The sequence below is a fragment of the Azospirillum ramasamyi genome, assembly GCF_003233655.1.
Classification (GTDB): domain Bacteria; phylum Pseudomonadota; class Alphaproteobacteria; order Azospirillales; family Azospirillaceae; genus Azospirillum; species Azospirillum ramasamyi.
The window spans coordinates 606783-625928 of record NZ_CP029829.1 but is presented as its reverse complement, the minus strand read 5'-3'; the positions used below and the strand labels follow the sequence as shown (position 1 = coordinate 625928).

Annotated in this window: 17 protein-coding genes; 9 read left to right on the top strand and 8 right to left on the bottom strand. The window is 68.3% G+C overall.

The window, feature by feature from the left end:
• Window positions 1-207: 207 nt before the first annotated feature.
• Complete coding sequence (locus DM194_RS02885; protein WP_111065836.1) at window positions 208-1230, bottom strand: TRAP transporter substrate-binding protein; 1023 nt, start codon at window positions 1228-1230, stop codon at window positions 208-210.
• 176 nt (window positions 1231-1406) lie between these two features.
• Between DM194_RS02885 and DM194_RS02880 the strand changes: the two genes are divergently transcribed.
• The 3 genes from DM194_RS02880 to DM194_RS02870 all read left to right on the top strand — a co-directional run bounded on the left by DM194_RS02880 (window position 1407) and on the right by DM194_RS02870 (window position 5936).
• Window positions 1407-3524, top strand: coding sequence for a PAS domain S-box protein (locus DM194_RS02880; protein ID WP_111065835.1), 2118 nt, complete (start codon window positions 1407-1409; stop codon window positions 3522-3524).
• Window positions 3521-4117, top strand: a complete 597-nt coding sequence (locus DM194_RS02875; protein WP_111065834.1) for a response regulator transcription factor — start codon at window positions 3521-3523, stop codon at window positions 4115-4117. Before DM194_RS02880 ends, DM194_RS02875 begins: the two co-directional genes overlap by 4 nt.
• Window positions 4118-4217: 100 nt before the next feature.
• On the top strand, window positions 4218-5936 hold the full coding sequence (locus DM194_RS02870) for an ATP-binding protein (protein WP_111065833.1): 1719 nt from the start codon (window positions 4218-4220) through the stop codon (window positions 5934-5936).
• Window positions 5937-5966: 30 nt separating this feature from the next.
• Here DM194_RS02870 and DM194_RS02865 read toward each other — a convergent pair whose 3' ends face one another.
• Window positions 5967-7250 carry a pentapeptide repeat-containing protein gene (locus DM194_RS02865; RefSeq protein ID WP_246024261.1) on the bottom strand — a complete coding sequence of 428 codons (1284 nt, stop codon included), beginning with the start codon at window positions 7248-7250 and terminating at the stop codon, window positions 5967-5969.
• 589 nt (window positions 7251-7839) lie between these two features.
• On the opposite strand from DM194_RS02865, the gene mepK reads away from it, so the two are divergent.
• Window positions 7840-8475 (top strand): peptidoglycan L,D-endopeptidase MepK, encoded by a 636-nt coding sequence (gene mepK / locus DM194_RS02860; RefSeq protein ID WP_246024260.1) that lies wholly within the window; start codon window positions 7840-7842, stop codon window positions 8473-8475.
• Between the two features lie 82 nt (window positions 8476-8557).
• On the opposite strand, the gene DM194_RS02855 is transcribed toward mepK, so the two are convergent.
• From DM194_RS02855 to DM194_RS02835, 5 genes are all read right to left on the bottom strand, one after another.
• Window positions 8558-9340, bottom strand: coding sequence for an endonuclease/exonuclease/phosphatase family protein (locus DM194_RS02855; protein WP_111065831.1), 783 nt, complete (start codon window positions 9338-9340; stop codon window positions 8558-8560).
• A 158-nt stretch (window positions 9341-9498) separates the two neighbouring features.
• Window positions 9499-9999: a DUF934 domain-containing protein gene (locus DM194_RS02850; protein ID WP_111067699.1), complete on the bottom strand. Its 501-nt coding sequence runs from the start codon at window positions 9997-9999 to the stop codon at window positions 9499-9501.
• Complete coding sequence (locus DM194_RS02845; RefSeq protein ID WP_111065830.1) at window positions 9986-11677, bottom strand: nitrite/sulfite reductase; 1692 nt, start codon at window positions 11675-11677, stop codon at window positions 9986-9988. The genes DM194_RS02850 and DM194_RS02845 overlap by 14 nt, the downstream gene beginning before the upstream one ends.
• A gap of 45 nt (window positions 11678-11722) precedes the next feature.
• Window positions 11723-12010, bottom strand: a complete 288-nt coding sequence (locus DM194_RS02840; RefSeq protein WP_111067698.1) for a DUF2849 domain-containing protein — start codon at window positions 12008-12010, stop codon at window positions 11723-11725.
• 130 nt (window positions 12011-12140) lie between these two features.
• A complete protein-coding gene (locus DM194_RS02835; RefSeq protein WP_111065829.1) occupies window positions 12141-12698 on the bottom strand; it encodes a precorrin-2 dehydrogenase/sirohydrochlorin ferrochelatase family protein in 558 nt (185 codons plus the stop codon).
• Window positions 12699-12961: 263 nt separating this feature from the next.
• On the opposite strand from DM194_RS02835, the gene DM194_RS02830 reads away from it, so the two are divergent.
• Genes DM194_RS02830 through cysC form a run of 3 tightly spaced genes read left to right on the top strand, consistent with a single transcriptional unit; the run spans window position 12962 to window position 16330 of the window.
• On the top strand, window positions 12962-13666 hold the full coding sequence (locus DM194_RS02830) for a phosphoadenylyl-sulfate reductase (protein WP_111067696.1): 705 nt from the start codon (window positions 12962-12964) through the stop codon (window positions 13664-13666).
• Complete coding sequence (cysD, locus tag DM194_RS02825) at window positions 13663-14460, top strand: sulfate adenylyltransferase subunit CysD (RefSeq protein WP_111065828.1); 798 nt, start codon at window positions 13663-13665, stop codon at window positions 14458-14460. Before DM194_RS02830 ends, cysD begins: the two co-directional genes overlap by 4 nt.
• 1 nt (window position 14461) lies before the next feature.
• Window positions 14462-16330: an adenylyl-sulfate kinase gene (gene cysC / locus DM194_RS02820; protein WP_111065827.1), complete on the top strand. Its 1869-nt coding sequence runs from the start codon at window positions 14462-14464 to the stop codon at window positions 16328-16330.
• A 118-nt stretch (window positions 16331-16448) separates the two neighbouring features.
• Here cysC and DM194_RS02815 read toward each other — a convergent pair whose 3' ends face one another.
• Window positions 16449-17684 carry an MFS transporter gene (locus DM194_RS02815; protein ID WP_111065826.1) on the bottom strand — a complete coding sequence of 412 codons (1236 nt, stop codon included), beginning with the start codon at window positions 17682-17684 and terminating at the stop codon, window positions 16449-16451.
• Between the two features lie 145 nt (window positions 17685-17829).
• Between DM194_RS02815 and DM194_RS02810 the strand changes: the two genes are divergently transcribed.
• Together DM194_RS02810 and DM194_RS02805 are read left to right on the top strand one after the other, a co-directional pair.
• Entirely contained in the window at window positions 17830-18024 is a 195-nt protein-coding gene (locus DM194_RS02810; protein ID WP_111065825.1) for a hypothetical protein, read from the top strand.
• Window positions 18025-18058: 34 nt separating this feature from the next.
• Entirely contained in the window at window positions 18059-19135 is a 1077-nt protein-coding gene (locus tag DM194_RS02805; RefSeq protein ID WP_111067694.1) for an NAD(P)H-dependent flavin oxidoreductase, read from the top strand.
• Window positions 19136-19146: the final 11 nt, after the last annotated feature.

The window sequence follows — 19146 nt, the reverse complement described above, 5'->3', positions numbered from 1 at the left end:
GCTTGCCGCGGACAGGCCGCAGCAAGCCGTTCGCCCGTCATCCCCGCGAAAACGGGGTTCCGGACGGCTACCGTATGGAAGGCAGTGGGAAAGCTGGATTCCCGCCTGCGCGGGAATGACGGGCCAACCGAATGGCCGCCGGCTTGTGGAAGCCGGCATGGAGCGGGCGCGTCCCCCAACGGGAAGACGCTGCCCGCCCCCGGTCCGTTACATCTTGAAGCCGGCGGCGGCGGCTTCCTTGTAGATCGCTTCGATCAGGTCCTTGCCGACGCGGGACTCGGCGTCCTTGTGGACCGGCTTCAGGGCCTTGATCCAGGCTTCGCGCTCTTCGTTGGTCTGGGTGTGGAAGGTGGTCTTGCCCGACGCCTTCATCTGGGCCAGCGAGACGTCGTTCTCGTGCTGGGCGATGTCGTTGGCGTAGGCGGTCGCCTCCTTCATCGCACCCTCAAGCCCGGTGCGGACGTCGGCGGGCAGGCCTTCCCAGAACTTCTTGTTCACGATGACCGCATAGCCGAGATAGCCGTGGTCGGTCAGCGTGGCGTGCTTCTGCACCTCGTGCATCTTCTGGGTGTACATGTTGGACGGCGGGTTTTCCGTGCCGTCGACGACGCCGGTCTGCAGCGCCTGGTACACTTCGGAGAAGGCCATCACCTGCGGCAGGGAGCCCAGGGCGCGCATCTGGGCGTCCAGCACCTTGGACGACTGGATGCGCATCTTCAGACCCTTCACGTCCTCCGGCTTGATGACCGGCTTGTTGGCGCTCATGATCTTGAAGCCGTTGTCCCAATAGGCCAGGCCGATGATGCCCTTCGACTCCAGCTTCTGGAACAGCTGCTTGCCGATCTGACCCTCGGTCACGCGGCGCAGCACGTCCTTGTTCGGGAAGATGTAGGGCAGGTCGAAGACCTCGAATTCCTTGGCGCCCAGCGGGCCGAACTTCGCCAGCGACGGGGCGAGCATCTGCACGGCGCCCAGCTGCAGGGCCTCCAGCTCCTCCTTGTCCTTGTAGAGCTGGCTGTTCGGATAGACCTCGACCTTGACCTTGCCGTTGGTCGCCTTCTCGGCGAGCTCCTTGAACTTCTCGGCACCCTTGCCCTTGGGCGTCTCCGGCGCGACGACGTGGCTGAACTTGATGACGATCTGGTCCTGGGCCCAGGCGGTGGACAGGGCCAGCGGCGCCGACATCATGCAGCCGACCGCAGCCGCGCACAGGAGCTTCACGAGTTTCATAGGTGCGTTCCCCTCTGGTGTCGATTATCAGTTGAACGGAATGTTCCGTTATGAACTTATCCCGCATTGTTCATGATCCGGGGAATTGCGGCTATTGTGGATATCCGCAGAGTCGGCCTATCCCACTTTCGTCAGGTTCCACTCTTCCCGGCTCCCACACTTTCGTGTCCATCCCCATGCCGCAGCCCAACCCCACTCCCGGCTCCACCGCCCTGCCCGCCTCCCGGTCGCTCCGGGCGGTGCCGCATGCCATGCCGCTGGTGGCGATGGCGCTGGTCGTCGTCCTGCTGGGCGCCTTCCTGTGGCTGCTGCAGCGCAACGAGCGGGACGAGGAGGCGCTGGCCCTGATCAAGGACGCGCTGTGGATGGAGCAGAACCTGCATTTCCAGCTGGCATCCGACGAGGACAAGCTGGAGAGGCTGGCGGAGACGCTGGGCCGGACGGAGGTGGACCTGCGACAGTTCGCCGCGATGGCCCGGATGATCGTGAACACCAACCCGGCGATCGAACGGGTGCTGTGGCTGGATGCCGATGGGCGCACCCTGCTGGCCGAGCCGCCGCTGCCGCAGGACGGAACGCCGGGCGCCGACGGCCCGCCCGACGACAGCCTGACCCGCAACGACGCGATGCGCATCGCCCGCTCCACCGGCCTCAGGGCCTATGGTCCGCCCTACCGGATCGACCTCAGCGACCGCGGCTTCGACGTCGCCTTCCCGCTGTTCCGCGACGGTGCCTTCGTCGGCGCCCTGATCGGCGTCTTCTCCTTTGAGGCGATGCTGACCCACCATGTCCCCTGGTGGTTCGCCCAGCGCTACCAGCTGGAGGTGATCGACGTCGCCGGGACCGTGCTGGGGGCGAAATCGCGCATGGTGGTGCCGGGCTCCATGGCGGGCGCGGCCCCCGACCCGGCGCGGAGCCACGTCATCCCCTTCGATCCGCCCGGCCATGGGCTGGCCCTGGTCGCCACCGCCTATCCCAGCGAGTCAAACGTCACACGCACCGTCCTGGTGGCGGCGATCTTCGCGCTGACCGGATCGGCGCTTTGGAGCCTGTGGTCGCTGCGCCGCCACATCGCCGGCCGCCTGCGCGCCGAACAGGCCCTGCGCGAGGAGCATGCCTTCCGCAAGGCGATGGAGGACAGCCTGACAGTGGGCATGCGCGCCCGCGATCTGGAAGGCCGCATCACCTACGTCAACCCGGCCTTCTGCCGGATGGTGGGTCTGGAGGCGGAGGATCTGGTCGGCTGCGGTCCGCCGATGCCCTACTGGCTGCCGGAGGAGCTCGAACGGGCGGAGGCCGCGCTGCAGGACGTGCTGGCCGGCCGCGCGCCGGAATCCGGGCTGGAGATGCGGTTCCGGCGGGCGAACGGCGAGCGGTTCGACGCGCTGATCTACGAGGCGCCGCTGATCGACGCCAACGGGCGCCAGACCGGCTGGATGGGCTCCGTCCTCGACATCACCGAACGCAAGCATGCCGAGGAACTGGCCCGCCAGCAGCAGGAACGGCTGCAGCAGACCTCCCGCCTGATCACGATGGGCGAGATGGCCTCCACCCTGGCGCATGAGCTGAACCAGCCGCTGTCGGCCATCGCCAGCTATTGCACCGGCTGCCTGAACCGCCTGCGCTCCGGCCGGTTCGACACCGACGAGGTCGCCGCCGCGCTGGAGAAGCTGGCGGCGCAGTCCAAGCGCGCCGGGCAGGTGGTGCGGCGGATCCACGACTTCGTGCGCAAGCGCGACCCGAACGTCGCCCCATGCTCGCTCGCCCGCGTGCTGGAGGACTGCATCGGGCTGACCGGCGCCGACGCCGCCCGGCTGGGCGTGCGGGTGGAGCTGGATGCCCCGGCCGACCTGCCGCCGGTCACCGGCGACCGTATCCTGCTGCAGCAGGTGGTGCTGAACCTGATGCGCAACGGGATCGAGGCGATGGCCCGCACCCCGCGCGACGACCGCCGCCTGACCGTCACCGTCCGCCGGGAGGCCGCGGCGGCGGACGGGGCCGGCAACGGCGTGCTGCTGACGGAGATCCGCGACCGCGGATGCGGCATCGCGCCCGAGGTGGCGGAGCGCCTGTTTTCCCCTTTCTTCACCACTAAGCGCGAAGGTATGGGGATGGGCCTGAACATCTGCCGCTCCATCGTCGAGCACCACCGCGGCCGGCTGTGGTTCGAACCGGTGGCGGCGGAGGGCGGGACGGACGAGAAATCGGCCGGAACCCGCTTCCTGTTCACCCTGCCGGTGCATGCCCAACCATCGGGCCGAGTTTCAGATCAAAGCGCAGAGGCCGCAGAATGACCACGCTCCACATCGTCGACGATGACGAGGCGATCCGCGACGCTCTCGGCTGGCTGTTCCAGTCGCGCAACGTGCCGGTGGCCGGCTGGCCCTCCGCGGAAGCCTTCCTGGAGGGGTGGAAACCGGACATGGCCGGCTGCCTTCTGCTGGACATCCGCATGGAGGGGATGAGCGGGCTGGAGCTGTTCGACCGCCTGCTGTCCAAGGGATGCCGGATGCCGGTGATCTTCCTGACCGGCCATGGCGACGTCCCCATCGCCGTCGGCGCCCTGAAGAAGGGAGCCCGCGACTTCGTGGAAAAGCCGTTCAACGACAACGAGCTTGTCGACCGGGTGATCGACGCCCTGGCCTTCGACGCCGAACAGCGCGAGCGCGAGGCGGGACAGGCCGGGCTGGCCGCGCGGCTGGCCACCCTGACCCAGCGCGAACGGCAGGTGATGGAGCTGGTCGTCGCCGGCCGCCTCAACAAGGTCATCGCCGACGAGCTGGGCATCAGCATGCGCACGGTGGAGGTCCATCGCAGCCATGTCTTCGAGAAGATGCGCGTCAAGACGGCGGTGGAGCTGACCCGCCTGCTGACCGGCGCGTCCTGATCCGGAGGGTGACCGGGGGCGGCCCCCGCCTGCCCCGCCGACCACGTCCCCATCCATTCCCTGCCACTCCCGTGGCGCCCAAGCAGTGGAGAAACGACGGTTGCGCCTGCGGTTGCCCGGTTCCCTGCTCGCCATCGTTCTGGGGGTGACCACGCCCCTGCTCCTGTTCGGCGCCGTGCTGGTCTGGCAGTTCGACGCCCGCGAGCGCGGGAAGATCGAGGGCGAGATGCAGTCGGTGGCGCAGTCGCTGTCGCTGGCGGTCGACCGTGAACTGGCGAGCCAGCTGCGCCCGCTGGAACTGCTGTCCGCCCTGGCCCAGCCCAATGCCGGCGATCTGCGCGCGCTGTATGACGAAACCACCGCCGCCGCCCATGCCCAGGCCGGCTGGCTGGCGATGGGGCTGATCGACACCGGCACCGGGCGCTTCGCCTTCCACACCCATTACCCGTTGGGCGTCCAGCCGCTGCCGCCGCCGCGGCTGGACGAGGTCACCCGCCGCGTGATCGAAAACCGCCGCGCGGCCATCGGCGGCGTGCTGCCGCCGGGCGGGCCGCCGGGCCGGCCGGCGCTGATCCTGCGCGCGCCGGTCCTGCAATACGATCCGGCCGCCGCTGGCGACCGGGTGCGTTACGTGCTGTCGCTCGCCCTGGGGCTGGAAGGACTCGGCAGCGCCCTGCAGGCCCGCAACACCCCGCCCGAATGGACGGTCACGGTCATCGATCCGACCATGCTGATCGCCGCCCGGTCCCGCGATGCCGCAGCCTATCTGGGCCGGCGCGCCGATACCGCGCTGGAGTCACGCATCCGGTCCGGCAGCAGCGGCATGTTCGCCGGCACGACCAGGGACGGCATCGATGTCCATACCGTCATCCACCGCTCCGCCGAGACCGGATGGTCGGTGGTGCTGGGCGTGCCGTCGGCAATCGTGCAGCAGAGGCTGAACGCCCTGCGCATGACGGTGACCGGCGGCGCCGCCGTGGCCTGCGCCGCGACGCTGGCGCTGGCCCTGCTGGTGTCCCGCGCCTATCGCCGCCGCCGCAGCGCCGAGGAGGAGGTGCGCCGCGCCCGCGAAGCCTTTCTGATCGAGCAGCGCCGGCGGCTGCAATCCGAGAAGGAGCATGCCGAGGCCGCCAACCGGGCCAAGAGCGAGTTCCTGGCCAACATGAGCCACGAGCTGCGCACGCCGCTGAACGCCATCATCGGCTTCGCCGAGGCGCTGACGGCCGGCATCTTCGGCCCGGTTCCGCCCAAGCATGCCGAATACATCTCGGCGATCCACCAGTCCGGCCGGCACCTGCTGGACCTCGTCAACGAATTGCTCGACATGGCGAAGATCGAGGCCGGGCGGCTGGAGCTGTTCCCGGCCCGCGTGGCGGTGGGCGAACTGCTGGACGACTGCATGGGGCTGGTGGAGGCGCTGGCCCTGCGCAAGGGCGTGGCGCTGACCGGCGACGGCATCGACCGGACCCTGCTGGTCACGGCCGACGGGGTCCGCATGCGGCAGGCGGTGCTGAACGTGCTGTCGAACGCCATCAAGTTCACCCCCGCCGGCGGCTCCGTGCGGGTGGAGGCGGCCGCCGGGCCGGACGGCAAGGGGGCGGTCATCGTCATCGCCGACACCGGCGTCGGCATGACGGCCGACGAATTGCAGATCGCGATGGAGCCCTTCCGGCAGGTCCACAATTATCTGACCAAGGCCGAGGCGGGGACCGGGCTGGGCCTGCCGCTGGCCCGCCGCTTCATCGAGGCCCATGGCGGCACGCTGACCCTGGACAGCACCCCCGGCGTCGGAACCACGGTGACGATCCGGTTGCCGTGAGGGGCCGGCTTCCGTGATGGAGCCTGGTGCCTACCCGCGCCGGGGCGGACGGCCCGGAAGCATGGCGCGCTGCAGCTTGGCGCCGGCAAGGTCGGCGCCGTCCAGATCGGCGCTGTCGAGGTTGGCGTCGGACAGGTTGGCCTGGACCAGACAGGTTCCGACCAGCAGGGCGCCGCGCATGTCGGCCCCCATCAGGTTGGCGGCCCAGGAACGGCCGGTCGGGCGCCCCGACGGATCCTTGATCGCCGCGGGGCCCAGCCGCACCCGCGTCAGGTCGGCGTTGGTGAGCACGGCAAAGCTGAGATTGGCGCCGGACAGGTCGGCGCCCATCAGGTTGGCGCCCTCCAGATTGGCGCCGGACAGGTCGGTCATCATCAGTCGGGCGCCGGTCAGCGCCGCCGCCGACAGGTTCGCCCCGCGCAGGGATGCGGCGCTGAGGTTGACGTTGCGCAGATCGGCGCGGCTGAGGTCGGCGCCGTCCAGGTCGGCGCGCTGGCCGCGCTGGCCGACGCTGTCGATCCAGCGTTCATGGTCGAAGATGGCGCGCTGGATCTCCGACCCCATGCTGTCGATCGGCCGGGTCATCTGCGCGGCGGCGATCCGGGTGGAGGACAGGTCGCAGTCGGCCATCCGGGTGCCGACCATGTCGGCCTTGTCGAAGCGGGTGCCGTCGAGCGACGCGCCCGACAGGTTGGCGCCGTTCAGCCGCGCACCGGTCAAATCCGCGCCGTTCAGGACCGCACCCGACAGGTCGGCGTTCTGCAGCACGGCACCGGTCAGCTCGGCATCGGACAGGTTGGCGCCGCGCAGCACCGCGCCGGTCAGGTCGGTGGGAATCCCGCCCTCCGCCGTCGTGCCGTTCTGCAGCCGGGCGAGCGCCGCCTTGTGGAGCTGGCGGGCGCTTTCGGCGTCCTGGCCGTTGGGCGCATCAGGACCGGAGCCGCGTCTGGCGCTGCCACCCGGCTCCAGCGTGCCGGCGCGCAGGTCCGCCCCCCTCAGGTTGGCGTTGGAGAAATCGGCCGCGCGCAGGCGGGCGCCGCGCAGATCGGTCTGCATCAGGTTGGCGCGGCTGATGTCGGCATCGCGCAGGTCGACGCCGAACAGGTCGGCGCCGGCCAGATTGGCGCCGTTCAGCCGGCCGCGCGCCAGCCGCGCGCCGACCAGACGGGCGCCGCGCAGGTCGCGCTGCGACAGGTCCACACCTTCCAGGTCGGCCATCGCGAGGTTGGCGCGGGCACCGCCCGGCTGGCCCTTGATCCAGCGGGCATGCCGGTCCAGCACCTCGGCCAATTGATCGGGCCGAAAGAAGGACACGGTGGAAGCGTTAGGGGCGGATACTTTGGGCACGGGCAGATTGACGCCGTGAAAATGGTTACATCGCAACAATCATGCGATCCATTCCTTACCGAAGGCTGAATGAATCCCCTTTTGCGCTCAATCTTTCGGAGGATGAAAATCGGGAGTGCGCCGCTATGGCGTCCGGCCAGGCGGAGAGGCGCCGGTCGATGTCCGTTATGAAAAACAGAAGCTTGGCCATACGGATGGCTATCCCTTCCTTCCGGTCCGACAAGGCCATTCTACGGTGAAGCTTCCGAGTCGCGCACGTTACGGTTCTGTAATCGAACAGCCGCGAACGGGTCGCGAACGGCGGCGGCCCAGCGTCCGCCCCGGCCCGCGCGGCGTCCGGCGGAAACCCTGGACTCGGCCAGATTCCAGGAACGGTTAAGCAATGGTTTCTTGACAGCAAAGGCCACAGACATCCTAAAAGTGTCCCACCATTCGGACTAACGCACCGCAGCATGCCCTGACCTTGGCCGGGGTGTGGCTTTGGCCGTAACCGGGATGGCGGGCTCCGAAGGACGGGACGTCGCCCCAGAGCGGAAAAACGGGATATGAAGGAAGAATGATGAAGGATGCGGACGCCCGGTCGACCACGACCGCACGCCCGAGCGCTGGCGAGAGCCACGCCACCGAACGCCGTCATCTCGATCGCCGCTCCCTCCTGCGCGCCGGCCTGGGTCTGGCCGCCGCCGCCTCCGCCGGGGGAACCCTGTTCGCCAGCGAGGAGGCGGAGGCCGCGGCGCTCCGCGCCCCGCCCCGGGTGCTGTCCCTGGTGAACCTGCACACCGGCGAGAGGGTCAGCGCCGAATACTGGGCCAAGGGCCGCTATGTGCGCGATGCCGTTCGGGCGATCAACCACCTGCTGCGCGACCACCGCAACAACGCGGTCCATCCCATCGACCCGAAGCTGCTGGATCTGGTCCACAACCTGAGCCGCAAGATCGGCCGCAAGGGTGCGATCGAGATCGTGTCCGGCTACCGGTCGCCGGAATCCAACGCGATGCTGCGCGAGGCCGACCAGCGCGGCGTCGCCCAGAACAGCTATCACACGCGCGGCATGGCCATCGACCTGCGGGTGCCGAAGATGTCCACCCGCCAGCTGCAGCGCGCGGCGCTGAGCCTGCGCGGCGGCGGCGTCGGCTATTACCCCGACAGCAACTTCGTCCACGTCGACGTGGGACCGCTCCGCCACTGGTGAGCGCTTTCCGACACGGAGATCCACGTCAAAGGCCCCGAACACTCATCTGGGGCCTTTGACTTTTCGGGCTCCCCGTCCTGGATCAGGCGACGCGGAAGCCGATCGGCGTGTGGTCGATGACGTCCCAGTCCGTCCAGTCATCGGTCGCGGACGCGGAACGTGCGGAACCGCCGACGCCAGCGAACCAAGCGTAATCGATCACGCGCCCCAGTTTATGGGTTTGAGGCAATGGCTTCGCCGGGTTAAGGGCGCTGCAGGGAGCGCAACGGCTCCATCCCTCAGTATAGACGTTGTCGAATTTGGTCCATTTCTCGATGGCATAATTCATGTCGCCCAACAGAACAGCGCCGCTGCGCTTGTTAGACACCGCCGTTTCACCCAAGTGGTACAGCATGTCCAGGATCTCCTCTTTGGAAGGCTCTCCCTGGGTTGCGATGGCATGACAGGCGCCAATCAGGATCTTGCCGGTGTCAATGAAGATCAACGGCCGCTTGCCGTCGCCGACCGTTTCGGCCTGCACCTTGACGCCCTTGGACAGAACCATGAAAGAACAGGGACTGACGCCGCCGTTCTTGTTGGCAACGGGTACGAAATTGCACCACATTTTCGTGGTCTTCAGCTTCTCCACCAGTGCCGGACCATTCTGTGTCACTTCAGCAAGGACGATGAGATCAAAGCGCGTTGCCATTTCAGCAACCCAGGTGGCCATCAGGCCATAGCGGTCGGCCGCCTTGGGCGTGCTCCAGGAAGACGCACGCTGAATGTTCCAGAACCCGATATCCATGAAACCTTCGCTCTCCCTTGTTTCCCGCCCGCCCCGGGCCGACGCCACGCCGGCGAAACGCGCGAAAGTCATGCGCAACATATGAACTTATCGGGATAACAACGGCAACGCCAACGCGATAATTGCGCAGATTTCTCCCGCAATGCGATGAGAGTCGACAGAAGGACAGGCACGAAAAAAGGCGCCGTCCCCGTGGAGACGGCGCCCTTCCTATTCGTTATGAGCGGAAGAATCCCGCCCTACCCCACCTTCAGCTTGCGGCGCAGCAGCGACAGCGGCGCGCTGTCGTCCAGGCTGGGCTGGAAGGCGACGGTGATCTCCTTCAGCGCGTTGTCCCAGCTCTCCTGGTTGGTGCCTTCCGGCGCCTCGACCGAGGTGAAGCCCGTGCGGACCAGGAACAGGTACTGGTCGGGGATGACATGGCCGACCGCGCGGATCTCGCCGGTGAAGCCGTAGCGCTCCCGCAGTTCGCGCGCGGTGGAGAAGCCGCGGCCGTCGCGGAACTTCGGAAATTCCACGGCCACCAGGGAGAAGCGGTCGAGGTCGGCGGCGATCGCGCCCGCCAGCGTGCCGCTCTTCAGCCGCACGCCCAGCCGGGCATTGCGGCCGTCGAAGCTGTCGCGCTCCGCCTGCCAGCGCTCGAAGCTGATGATGACCGGACGGTCGTTGGGGACCGGCTCGCCGTCGGGGATGAAGCTCCAGGCGTCCTCGCCGATGCGCCCATTCTCAATCAGCGGCATAGATTCTCTCCTTGAACGGGGCATGGCCGACGCGCTTGAGGGTGTCGATGAACCGCTCGCCCTCGTCCGACCGGTTGGCGAGGTAGACGTCGACGATGGCCTCGATGGCGTCCACCGCTTCGGTTTCCGTCACCGCCGGGCCCAGGATGTCGCCGATGGCCGTGGTCAGCGTCGGGTCGCCGCCCACCGTGATCTGGTAGTATTCGGTGCCCTTCTTGTCGACGCCCAGGATGCCGATGGCGGCGACATGGTGGTGGCCGCAGGCGTTGATGCAGCCGCTGATCTTGATCCCCAGCTCGCCGATGGTGCGCTGGCGGACCGGATCGGCGAAGCGGGCAGAGATCGCCTGCGCCAGTGGGATCGAGCGGGCGTTGGCCAGCGCGCAGTAATCCAGCCCCGGACAGGCGATGATGTCGCCGATCAGCCCGGCATTGGCGCTGCCCAGCTCCGCCGCGTCCAGCCGCTTCCACAGGTCGTAGAGGTCGTCCTTCTTCACATGGGCCAGGACGAGGTTCTGGACATGGGTGACGCGCAGCTCGCCGAAGCTGTAACGCTCGGCCAGATCGGCGACGAGGTCCATCTGGTCGCAGGTGGCGTCGCCGGGGATGCCGCCGGCCGGCTTCAGCGAGACGGTGGCGATGGCATAGCCCGGCGCCTTGTGCTCTGCGACATTGACCGCCAGCCAGTTGGCGAAGGCCGGATCGGCGGCCTTCGCCTTCTCCAGCGCGTCGGAATGGTCGGGCAGATCCTCGAAGGGCGGCGGGGCGAAATGCTGGCGGATCGCCTCGACCACCTCCGGGTCCAACCTGTATTTGGGCCCGCGCAGCCGCGCGAACTCCTCCTCGACCTCCTGGGTGAACTTCTCCAACCCCAGCTCGTGGACCAGGATCTTGATGCGGGCCTTGTAGATGTTGTCGCGGCGGCCGTACTGGTTGTAGACGCGCAGGATGGCTTCCAGGTAGGCGACGAAATCCTCCTGCGCCACCCACTCGCGCACCAGCTTGCCGACGAAGGGCGAGCGGCCGAGGCCGCCGCCGACATAGAAGGAGAAGCCGGGCTCGCCCTTGTCGTTGCGCCGCGCCAGCAGGCCGACGTCGTGGATGCGCACCGCCGCGCGGTCGCTCTCGGCGCCGGAGATGGCGATCTTGAACTTGCGCGGCAGATAGGTGAACTCGGGGTGCATCGTCGTCCACTGCCGCAGGATCTCGGCATAGACGCGGCCGTCCACCACCTCGTCCCTGGCGGCGCCGACGAAGGGGTCGGTCGTGACGTTGCGCACGCAATTGCCGCTGGTCTGCAGCGCGTGCATGTCCACCTCGGCCAGCTCATGCAGGATGGCCGGGGTGTCCTCCAGCTTGATCCAGTTGTATTGCAGGTTCTGGCGGGTGGTGAAATGGCCGTAGCCGCGGTCGTACCTGCGCCCGATCTCCGCCAGCTTGCGCAGCTGGGTGGCGGACATCACGCCATAGGGCACGGCGATGCGCAGCATGTAGGCGTGAAGCTGGAGATAGAGGCCGTTCATCAGCCGGATCGGCTTGAACTCCTCCTCCGTCAGCTCGCCGGACAGGCGGCGGTCGACCTGCTTGCGGAACTGCTCGACGCGCTCGGCGACGAACTGCCGGTCGATCTCGTCGTAGTGGTAGATGCCGGCACGGGCGCCGGGCGCGATGTGGTTCATGTCGATAAGCCCTCAGGGCCGCCGGAACGGCCAGCGATCGTTAACTCAGGCGGCCTGTTTTCCAAGATCGAGGCGCACGGTCGGGCCGGCGGTGCGGATGCGCTCGCGCATCGTCGCCGGGACCGGAACGCCGTCCTGCTCCACCACCTCGAAGGCGTAGATGTCGACGCCGAACTGCTCGCGCTCCGCCTTCTCCTTGGCGGCGGCCAGCACCCCGTCGGCCTCGGCGCGCGGGAACAGCGCGGCCTCGGCGAAGGACTCGACCCACACGCCGCCCTCGCCCAGGAACACGACTTCCCCGTCGCGCAGGCGGTTGGCGGTGATGGCTTTCATCGATCCTTCCTTCGATCGATCCTTGGCCGACATCTGGCTCTCCTGGCTGGTCGTTCTCAAACGCTTTTGGTGTCTTACCCGAACCGGTGACGGTCCGGCAGTGAATTCGGCATGGCGGCTTGGGAGGTTCTCACGGCAGCCATCGTTCCCGGTCGATCAGCGCGCGGGTTTCCTGCGCGACCTCGGCCATCGACGCCCCCTCCGCCCGGCGGCGGTTGCGAAAATCGGCGATGCTCCGCAGCCGCTCCGCCCACTCATCCGGGAACAGCGCCTCCAGCCGCTGGCGCAACAGGCTGGCGAGCGTGGGGCTGCGGCCGCCGGTGGAAACCGTCATCACCAGATCTCCGCGCCGCACCACGGAGGGCGAGTGGAAATCGCACAAGGGGATGACGTCCTCGACATTGACCAGAACGCGGCGCGACCGCGCCAGTTCCGCCAGCGCCGTCTCGGCCGCCGCCCCCAGCCCCATGACATACAACACGCCGACCCTGTCCAAATCCCCGGCCGCCGGCAGCGCCCGCACCAGACGGTCGCCGGCCAGCGCGGCCAATTCCCCATCCGGTTCCGGTGAAAACACCGCCGGATCGGCCCCGCCCTCGCGCAGCTGCGTCAGACGGCGGAGCGCGAGCGGGCCGTTGCCGGCCAGTGCGATCGCCACCCGCGACGGGTCGAGCGCCAGCGGAATCATGGCCGTACCGCCGAAGCGGACGACACGGGGCGGCGGAGACCTGTCCCTATGATGGAACTCATGTGCATGGCGGCATTTAGCCCGGACCCGGCGACACAATCAACATATTTCACACAAAGCGCTGCAGCGCAGCACAAACCTATTAAACAAGTAGAGAATGTATTTACGTTGCACGGGTTTTCCGCCGGTGATAATGTGCAAACACGAGACGATTACCCATCAAATGACTAGACTTTATAGGCCACCGCGAAAGGCAGCCGATGATGGACGCGGAATCACGGGTGAATGACCTGACCGAGCGCTACGGCACGCTGGAAGGCGCTCCGCTGCTGGCCGCCATGCATGGGGTGTTCGGCGGGCGCATCGCGCTGCTGTCCTCCTTCGGCGCCGAATCCGCGGTGCTGCTGGCGCTGGCCGCCGAAGCGGCGCCCGATTTCCCGGTTCTGTTTGTGAATACCGGCAAGCTGTTCGGCGAGACCCTGCGCTACCGCGACCAGTTGGTGAAGCTGCTCGGCCTGACCGATGTGCGGGAGATCGGGCCGACCGCCGACGACCTCGCCGCCGGCGACAGGGACGGCCTGCTGTTCAACCGCGATTACGATGCCTGCTGCCGCCTGCGCAAGGCGGTGCCGCTGGACCGCGCGCTGGTCACCGCCGGGCTTGAGGCCTGGGTGACGGGGCGCAAGCGCTTCCAGTCCGCGACCCGCGCCACCCTGCCCCTGTTCGAGGCGGAGGGGGGCCGCGTGAAGGTCAACCCGCTGGCCAACTGGGACAAGGACCGGCTGGAGGAGGAGTTCACCCGGCGCGGACTGCCGCGCCACCCGCTGGAAGCCGACGGGTTCCTGTCGATCGGCTGTTACACCTGCACCGAGCGAGTGGCGCCCGGTGCCGACCCGCGTTCCGGCCGCTGGGCCGGCAGCGCCAAGACCGAATGCGGCATACACACCATGATTGGAACCGCCCGATGAGCGCCGATCTCGACCAGCTCGAAAACCAGAGCATCTATATTCTGCGCGAAGCCTACAACCGCATCGACAAGCTGGCGATGCTCTGGTCGATCGGCAAGGACAGCAACGCGCTGCTCTGGCTCTGCCGCAAGGCGTTCTTCGGCCGCATCCCCTTCCCCGTCGTGCAGCTCGACACCGCCATGGAGCTGCCGGAGGTCTACGAGTTCCGCGACCGCATCACCAGGGAATGGGACCTCGACCTGAAGGTGGAGCAGTGCCCGCCCGAGGAGGAGATGGACCAGACCCTGCCGCCGCTGACGCGCGCCGCCGCCCGCAAGACGGAGGGTCTGAAGAACCTGCTGCGCGACCACGCCTACCAGGGCGTCATGGTCGGCATCCGCCGCGACGAGCAGGCAACCCGCGCCAAGGAGCGCGTCTTCTCGCCGCGCTCGCTGGAAGGCGACTGGGACGTCAAGGACCAGCCGGCGGAGTTCTGGGACCATTACAAGACCCGCTTCCCCGAAGGCGTCCATGTCCGCATCCACCCGCTGCTGGCCTGGACCGAGCTGGACATCTGGCGCTATTCGCAGCGCGAGGGAATTCCCATCGTCCCGCTGTACTTCGCCAGGGACGGCAAGCGCTACCGCTCGCTGGGCGAGAAGAACATCACCTTCCCGGTCGACAGCACCGCGTCCACCATCGACGAGATCATCGCCGAGCTTCAGGTGACCCGCATCCCGGAGCGCGCCGGCCGCGCGATGGACAACGAATCCGAAGACAGCTTCGAGCGCCTGCGCAGCGTGGGGTACATGTAAGATGCCGCATTCTCAACTCCGCATCGTCATCGTCGGCCATGTCGACCATGGCAAGTCCACGCTGATCGGCCGCCTGCTGAACGACACCGGCAGCCTGCCCGACGGCAAGGTGGAGCAGGTCCGCGAGATGAGCCGCAAGCGCGGCATGCCGTTCGAATGGGCCTTCGTCATGGACGCCCTCCAGGCCGAGCGCGACCAGGGCATCACCATCGACACCACGCAGATCCACTTCAAGACCCGGCAGCGCCCCTACGTCATCATCGACGCGCCCGGCCACACCGAGTTCCTGAAGAACATGGTGACGGGCGCCTCCCAGGCCGACGCCGCCCTGCTGGTGATCGACGCCGACGAGGGCGCGCTGGAACAGTCGCGCCGCCACGCCTTCCTGCTGCATCTGCTGGGCGTGCGCCAGGTCGCGGTCGTCGTCAACAAGATGGACAAGGTCGAGTTCTCCAGCCGCCGCTACGAGGCGGTGGCGCAGGAGATCAAGGACTATCTGGCCGAGCTGGGCCTGCAGCCCAGGGCGGTGATCCCGGTGTCCGCCCGCAACGGCGACAACATCGTCACCCGCAGCGAACTGTCGGACTGGTATCTCGGCCCCACGGTGATCGAGCAGCTCGACGCCTTCCGTCCGCAGCAGACCTCGCCGGACCAGCCGCTGCGCCTGCCCCTGCAGGACGTCTACAAGCCGGACGACCGCCGCATCCTGGCCGGCCGCATCGAGAGCGGGCGCCTGCGCGTCGGCGACACCCTGCACTTCTCGCCCACCGGGGCCAGCGCCAAGGTGGTCAGCATCGAGGCGTGGAACCATCCGGAGACGGTGCTGTCGGCCCAGGCCGGGCAGAGCATCGGCATCACGCTGGACAAGCGCATCTTCGCCGAACGCGGCCACATCGCCCACCATCAGGCCGACGCCCCGACCCTGGCCCACCGGCTGAGCGTGCGGCTGTTCTGGCTGGTGTCGGACCCGCTGGTGGTGGGAAAGACCTATACCCTGAAGATCGCCACCGCAGAGCACCGGGTGACGGTGGAGCAGGTGACGGCGGTCATCGACGTGGAGGATCTGTCCAGCACCCCCGGCAAGGCGGTCCGCCGCAACGAGGTGGCGGAGGTGGTGCTGCGCTCCCGCTCGCCGATCGCCCTGGATCTGGCGTCGGACCTGCCGCGCACCGGCCGCGGCGCGCTGATCGACGGCAACGACGTGGTCGGCGGCTGCCTGGTGGTGGAGATCGAGGACGCCGCGGCGGCCAACATCACGGAGGTGTCGCACACCGTCTCGCAGGAGGAGCGCGCCCAGGCCAACGGCCACAAGGGCGGCATCGTCTGGCTGACCGGGCTCTCGGGCGCCGGCAAATCGACGCTGGCGATGGCGCTGGAACGCGCGCTGTTCGACCGCGGCTGGCAGACCTTCGTACTGGACGGCGACAATGTCCGCAACGGCCTGAACGCCGGGCTGGGCTTCTCCGCCGACGACCGGGCGGAGAACATCCGCCGGGTGGCCGAGGCGGCGAAGCTGTTCGCCGACGCCGGCATGGTGGTGATCGCCTCGCTGATCTCGCCGCTGAAGTCCGACCGGGCGCGGGCGCGGGTGATCGGCGGCGAGCGCTTCCACGAGGTGTATGTCGCCGCCGACCTCGCCACCTGCGAGGAGCGCGATCCCAAGGGCTTGTACAAGAAGGCGCGCGCCGGCGAGATCGCCGAGTTCACCGGCATCTCGGCTCCCTACGAGGCGCCGGACCAGCCCGAACTGGTGATCGACACCGCCTCGCTCGGCCGCAGCGAGGCGCTGGCCCGACTGCTCGACTATGTCGACGAAGCCTTGGGCAAGAACAGCCTGAAGTCGGAGAAGGAACTGACCTACGTGATCTGAGGGTCGCGTTTGACAGGGTAATGCCGCCACCCGAAGCCTTTGATCCTGCCCCGTCAGGATCAAAGGCCGGTGGTATAAGACTTCGGGCGCGGGGGAAAGACCGCGCCCGCAGCCGTTTTCACATCGCAGCCCTGGCGGGGCGGTAGAACGCCGGCGCGGCCAGCGCCGCGACCGCCACCGCGAGCGGCAGGAACGAGAGCCACAGCACGCTTTCCCACCCATAGCTGGTCAGCAACCCGCCCGAGGCGAAGGAGCCGAAGGCCATCGTGCCGAAGACGATGAAGTCGTTCAGCGACTGTACCCGCGTCCTCTCCTCCGGCCGGTGGCACTCCAGCACCAGGGCCGAGGCGCCGAGAAAGCCGAAGTTCCAGCCCAACCCCAGCAGGATCAGGCTCACCCAGAAATGGGCGACCTCCAGCCCCATCAGCCCCACGGCGGCGGATGCGGCGATCAGCGCCATGCCGGTGGCCACAAGGCGGGGAGCGCCGAAGCGGGTGATGAGACGGCCGGTGAAGAAGCTGGGGGCGTACATCGCGATCACATGCCATTGCAGGCCGAGATTCGCCGATTCCTGCGACAGGCCGCACAGCCGCATCGCCAGCGGGGCAGCCGTCATGATGAAGTTCATCAGCAGGTAGGACACCACCCCGCAGATCACCGCGGTGATGAAGCGGGGCTGGCGCAGGATGAGGGAAACCGGCCGGCCGCCGGCAACCTCCGCCGCCGTCGGCTTCGGCAGACGGACGCCGAGCAGGACGAGCGCCGACAGGGCGGCCACGGCGGCCTGGGCCAGATAGGTCGCCGCGAACAGATAGGGCGGCCACAGGTCCATCGTGTGGGTGACAAGCTGCGGTCCGACGACGCCGGCGGCCACGCCCCCCACCATGACGGCGGACATGGCCCGCGGACGCCGCTCGGCAGAGGTGCAGTCGGCGGCGGCGAAGCGGAAGGAGAGCACCACCGCGGCATAGGCGCCGCCGGGGATCATCGCCGCGCAGAACAGCCAGAAACTGCCCAGCAGGATGGCGAGCCAGGACAGCAGGCCGACGAGGACGCCGCATCCGGTGCCCGCCAGGAAGGCGGCGCGCCGGCCATACAGGCGGGCGATGGTTCCGGCCGGCAAGGTGCACACCGCCATGCCGACCACGAAGATGGAGAGCGGCAGCGTCGCCAGGGCCGCGCTGGGCGCCAGCGTGTTGCCGACGACGGCGCCGGTGGCATAGACGACCACCGCGTTGGCCCCGGCAAGCGCCTGCGCGATGACCAGCCGCGTGACGTTTCCGAACTCGTGCCGACCGACGGATGCGGAGGCGGGTTCGGTGTCGGCGGCGTGCGTGGCTTCGGCTTGCGGCATGACGGTCCTTTTGGGGGGTGCTCGGGCGGTGAGTCCGACTGTTGCCGGCGCGAACGGTTGAACCAGAAGTAACGGCCGTTCATCGTGAACGGAAATGGTTTGTTCTCATAAATGGATGAGCAGAAGACATGGACGATCTGCCGGGATGATCGACCGGCAGTTGCCTGCGATCCTGCGGAAGGTCAACCGTCCGGGCAGCGCCACCGCCGGGCGGCTGAATGTCAGCCAGTCGGCGCTGAGATGGATCAACAAAGACCATGACCGGAGGAATCCTCCCTTCACCCGGAGTGAACGGCGCCTTCAGAACAAGTCATTGGTCGTGAAGGCCGCCGGGGCGTAGCATCGCCACCGTTGTCGAAGCGATGGAGACGGACATGCCCTCCCACACGGTGTCCCTTGAGCGGCTCGGGCTGCGCTCGCCGGTGATCCAGGCGCCGATGGCGGGGGGCGGCGACACGGCGGCGCTGGTGGCGGCGGTCAACGAGGCCGGCGGTCTCGGCTTCGTCGGATCGGCCTATCTGACCGACACGCAGATCGCCGAACGGGCGCTCGATATCCGCAGCCGCACCGCCCTGCCCTTCGGCATCAACCTGTTCGCGCCGACGCCGCCCCCCGGCCCCGCGCCGATGACGGCCGAGGCGCTGGCCCGGCTCGCCCCCTTCCACGCCGAGCTCGGGCTGGCGGCACCGGAGAGGCCGTCCTATGCCGGCGACGGGTTCGACCGGCAGTTCGCGGCGCTGCTCGACAGCGGGGCGGCCTACTACAGCGTCACCTTCGGTCTGCCGCCGGCCGACAGCGTGGCGGCGGCCAAGGCGCGCGGCATGCGGGTGCTGGGCACCGCGACCACGGTGGCGGAGGCTGTGGCGCTGGAGCGGGCCGGCGTCGATGCGGTGATCGCCCAGGGCAGCGAGGCCGGCGGGCATCGCGGCAGCTTCATCGGCGATCCGGCGGCAAATCTGGTCGGCACCATGGCGCTGGTGCCGCAGGTGGCCGATGCGGTGACCGTGCCGGTGATCGCGTCGGGCGGCATCATGGATGGGCGCGGCATCGCCGCGGCGTTGGCGCTGGGCGCCGCCGCGGTGCAGATGGGCACTGTCTTCCTGACCAGCGACGAGGCCGGCATCCCCGAGGCGCACAAGGCCGCCATCCTGTCGGCGCGCGAGGACCAGACCCGGCTGACCCGCGCCTTTTCCGGCCGGCCCGCGCGCGGCATCGTCAACCGCTTCATGGAGGTGGTGGAGTCCCCGCAGGCGCCCGACGCGGTGCTGCCCTTTCCCTTGCAGAACACGCTGACCCGGCCGCTGCGCACCGCCGCCGGCAAGGCCGGCCGGGCGGAGTTCCTGTCGCTGTGGGCCGGCCAGGGATTGCGGCTGGCGCAACGCCGGCCGGCGGGTGAGCTGGTGGCGGAACTGCTGCTGCGAACCGAGGCGGTGCGGAGGGCGCTGGCCTGAAGCGGATTTGC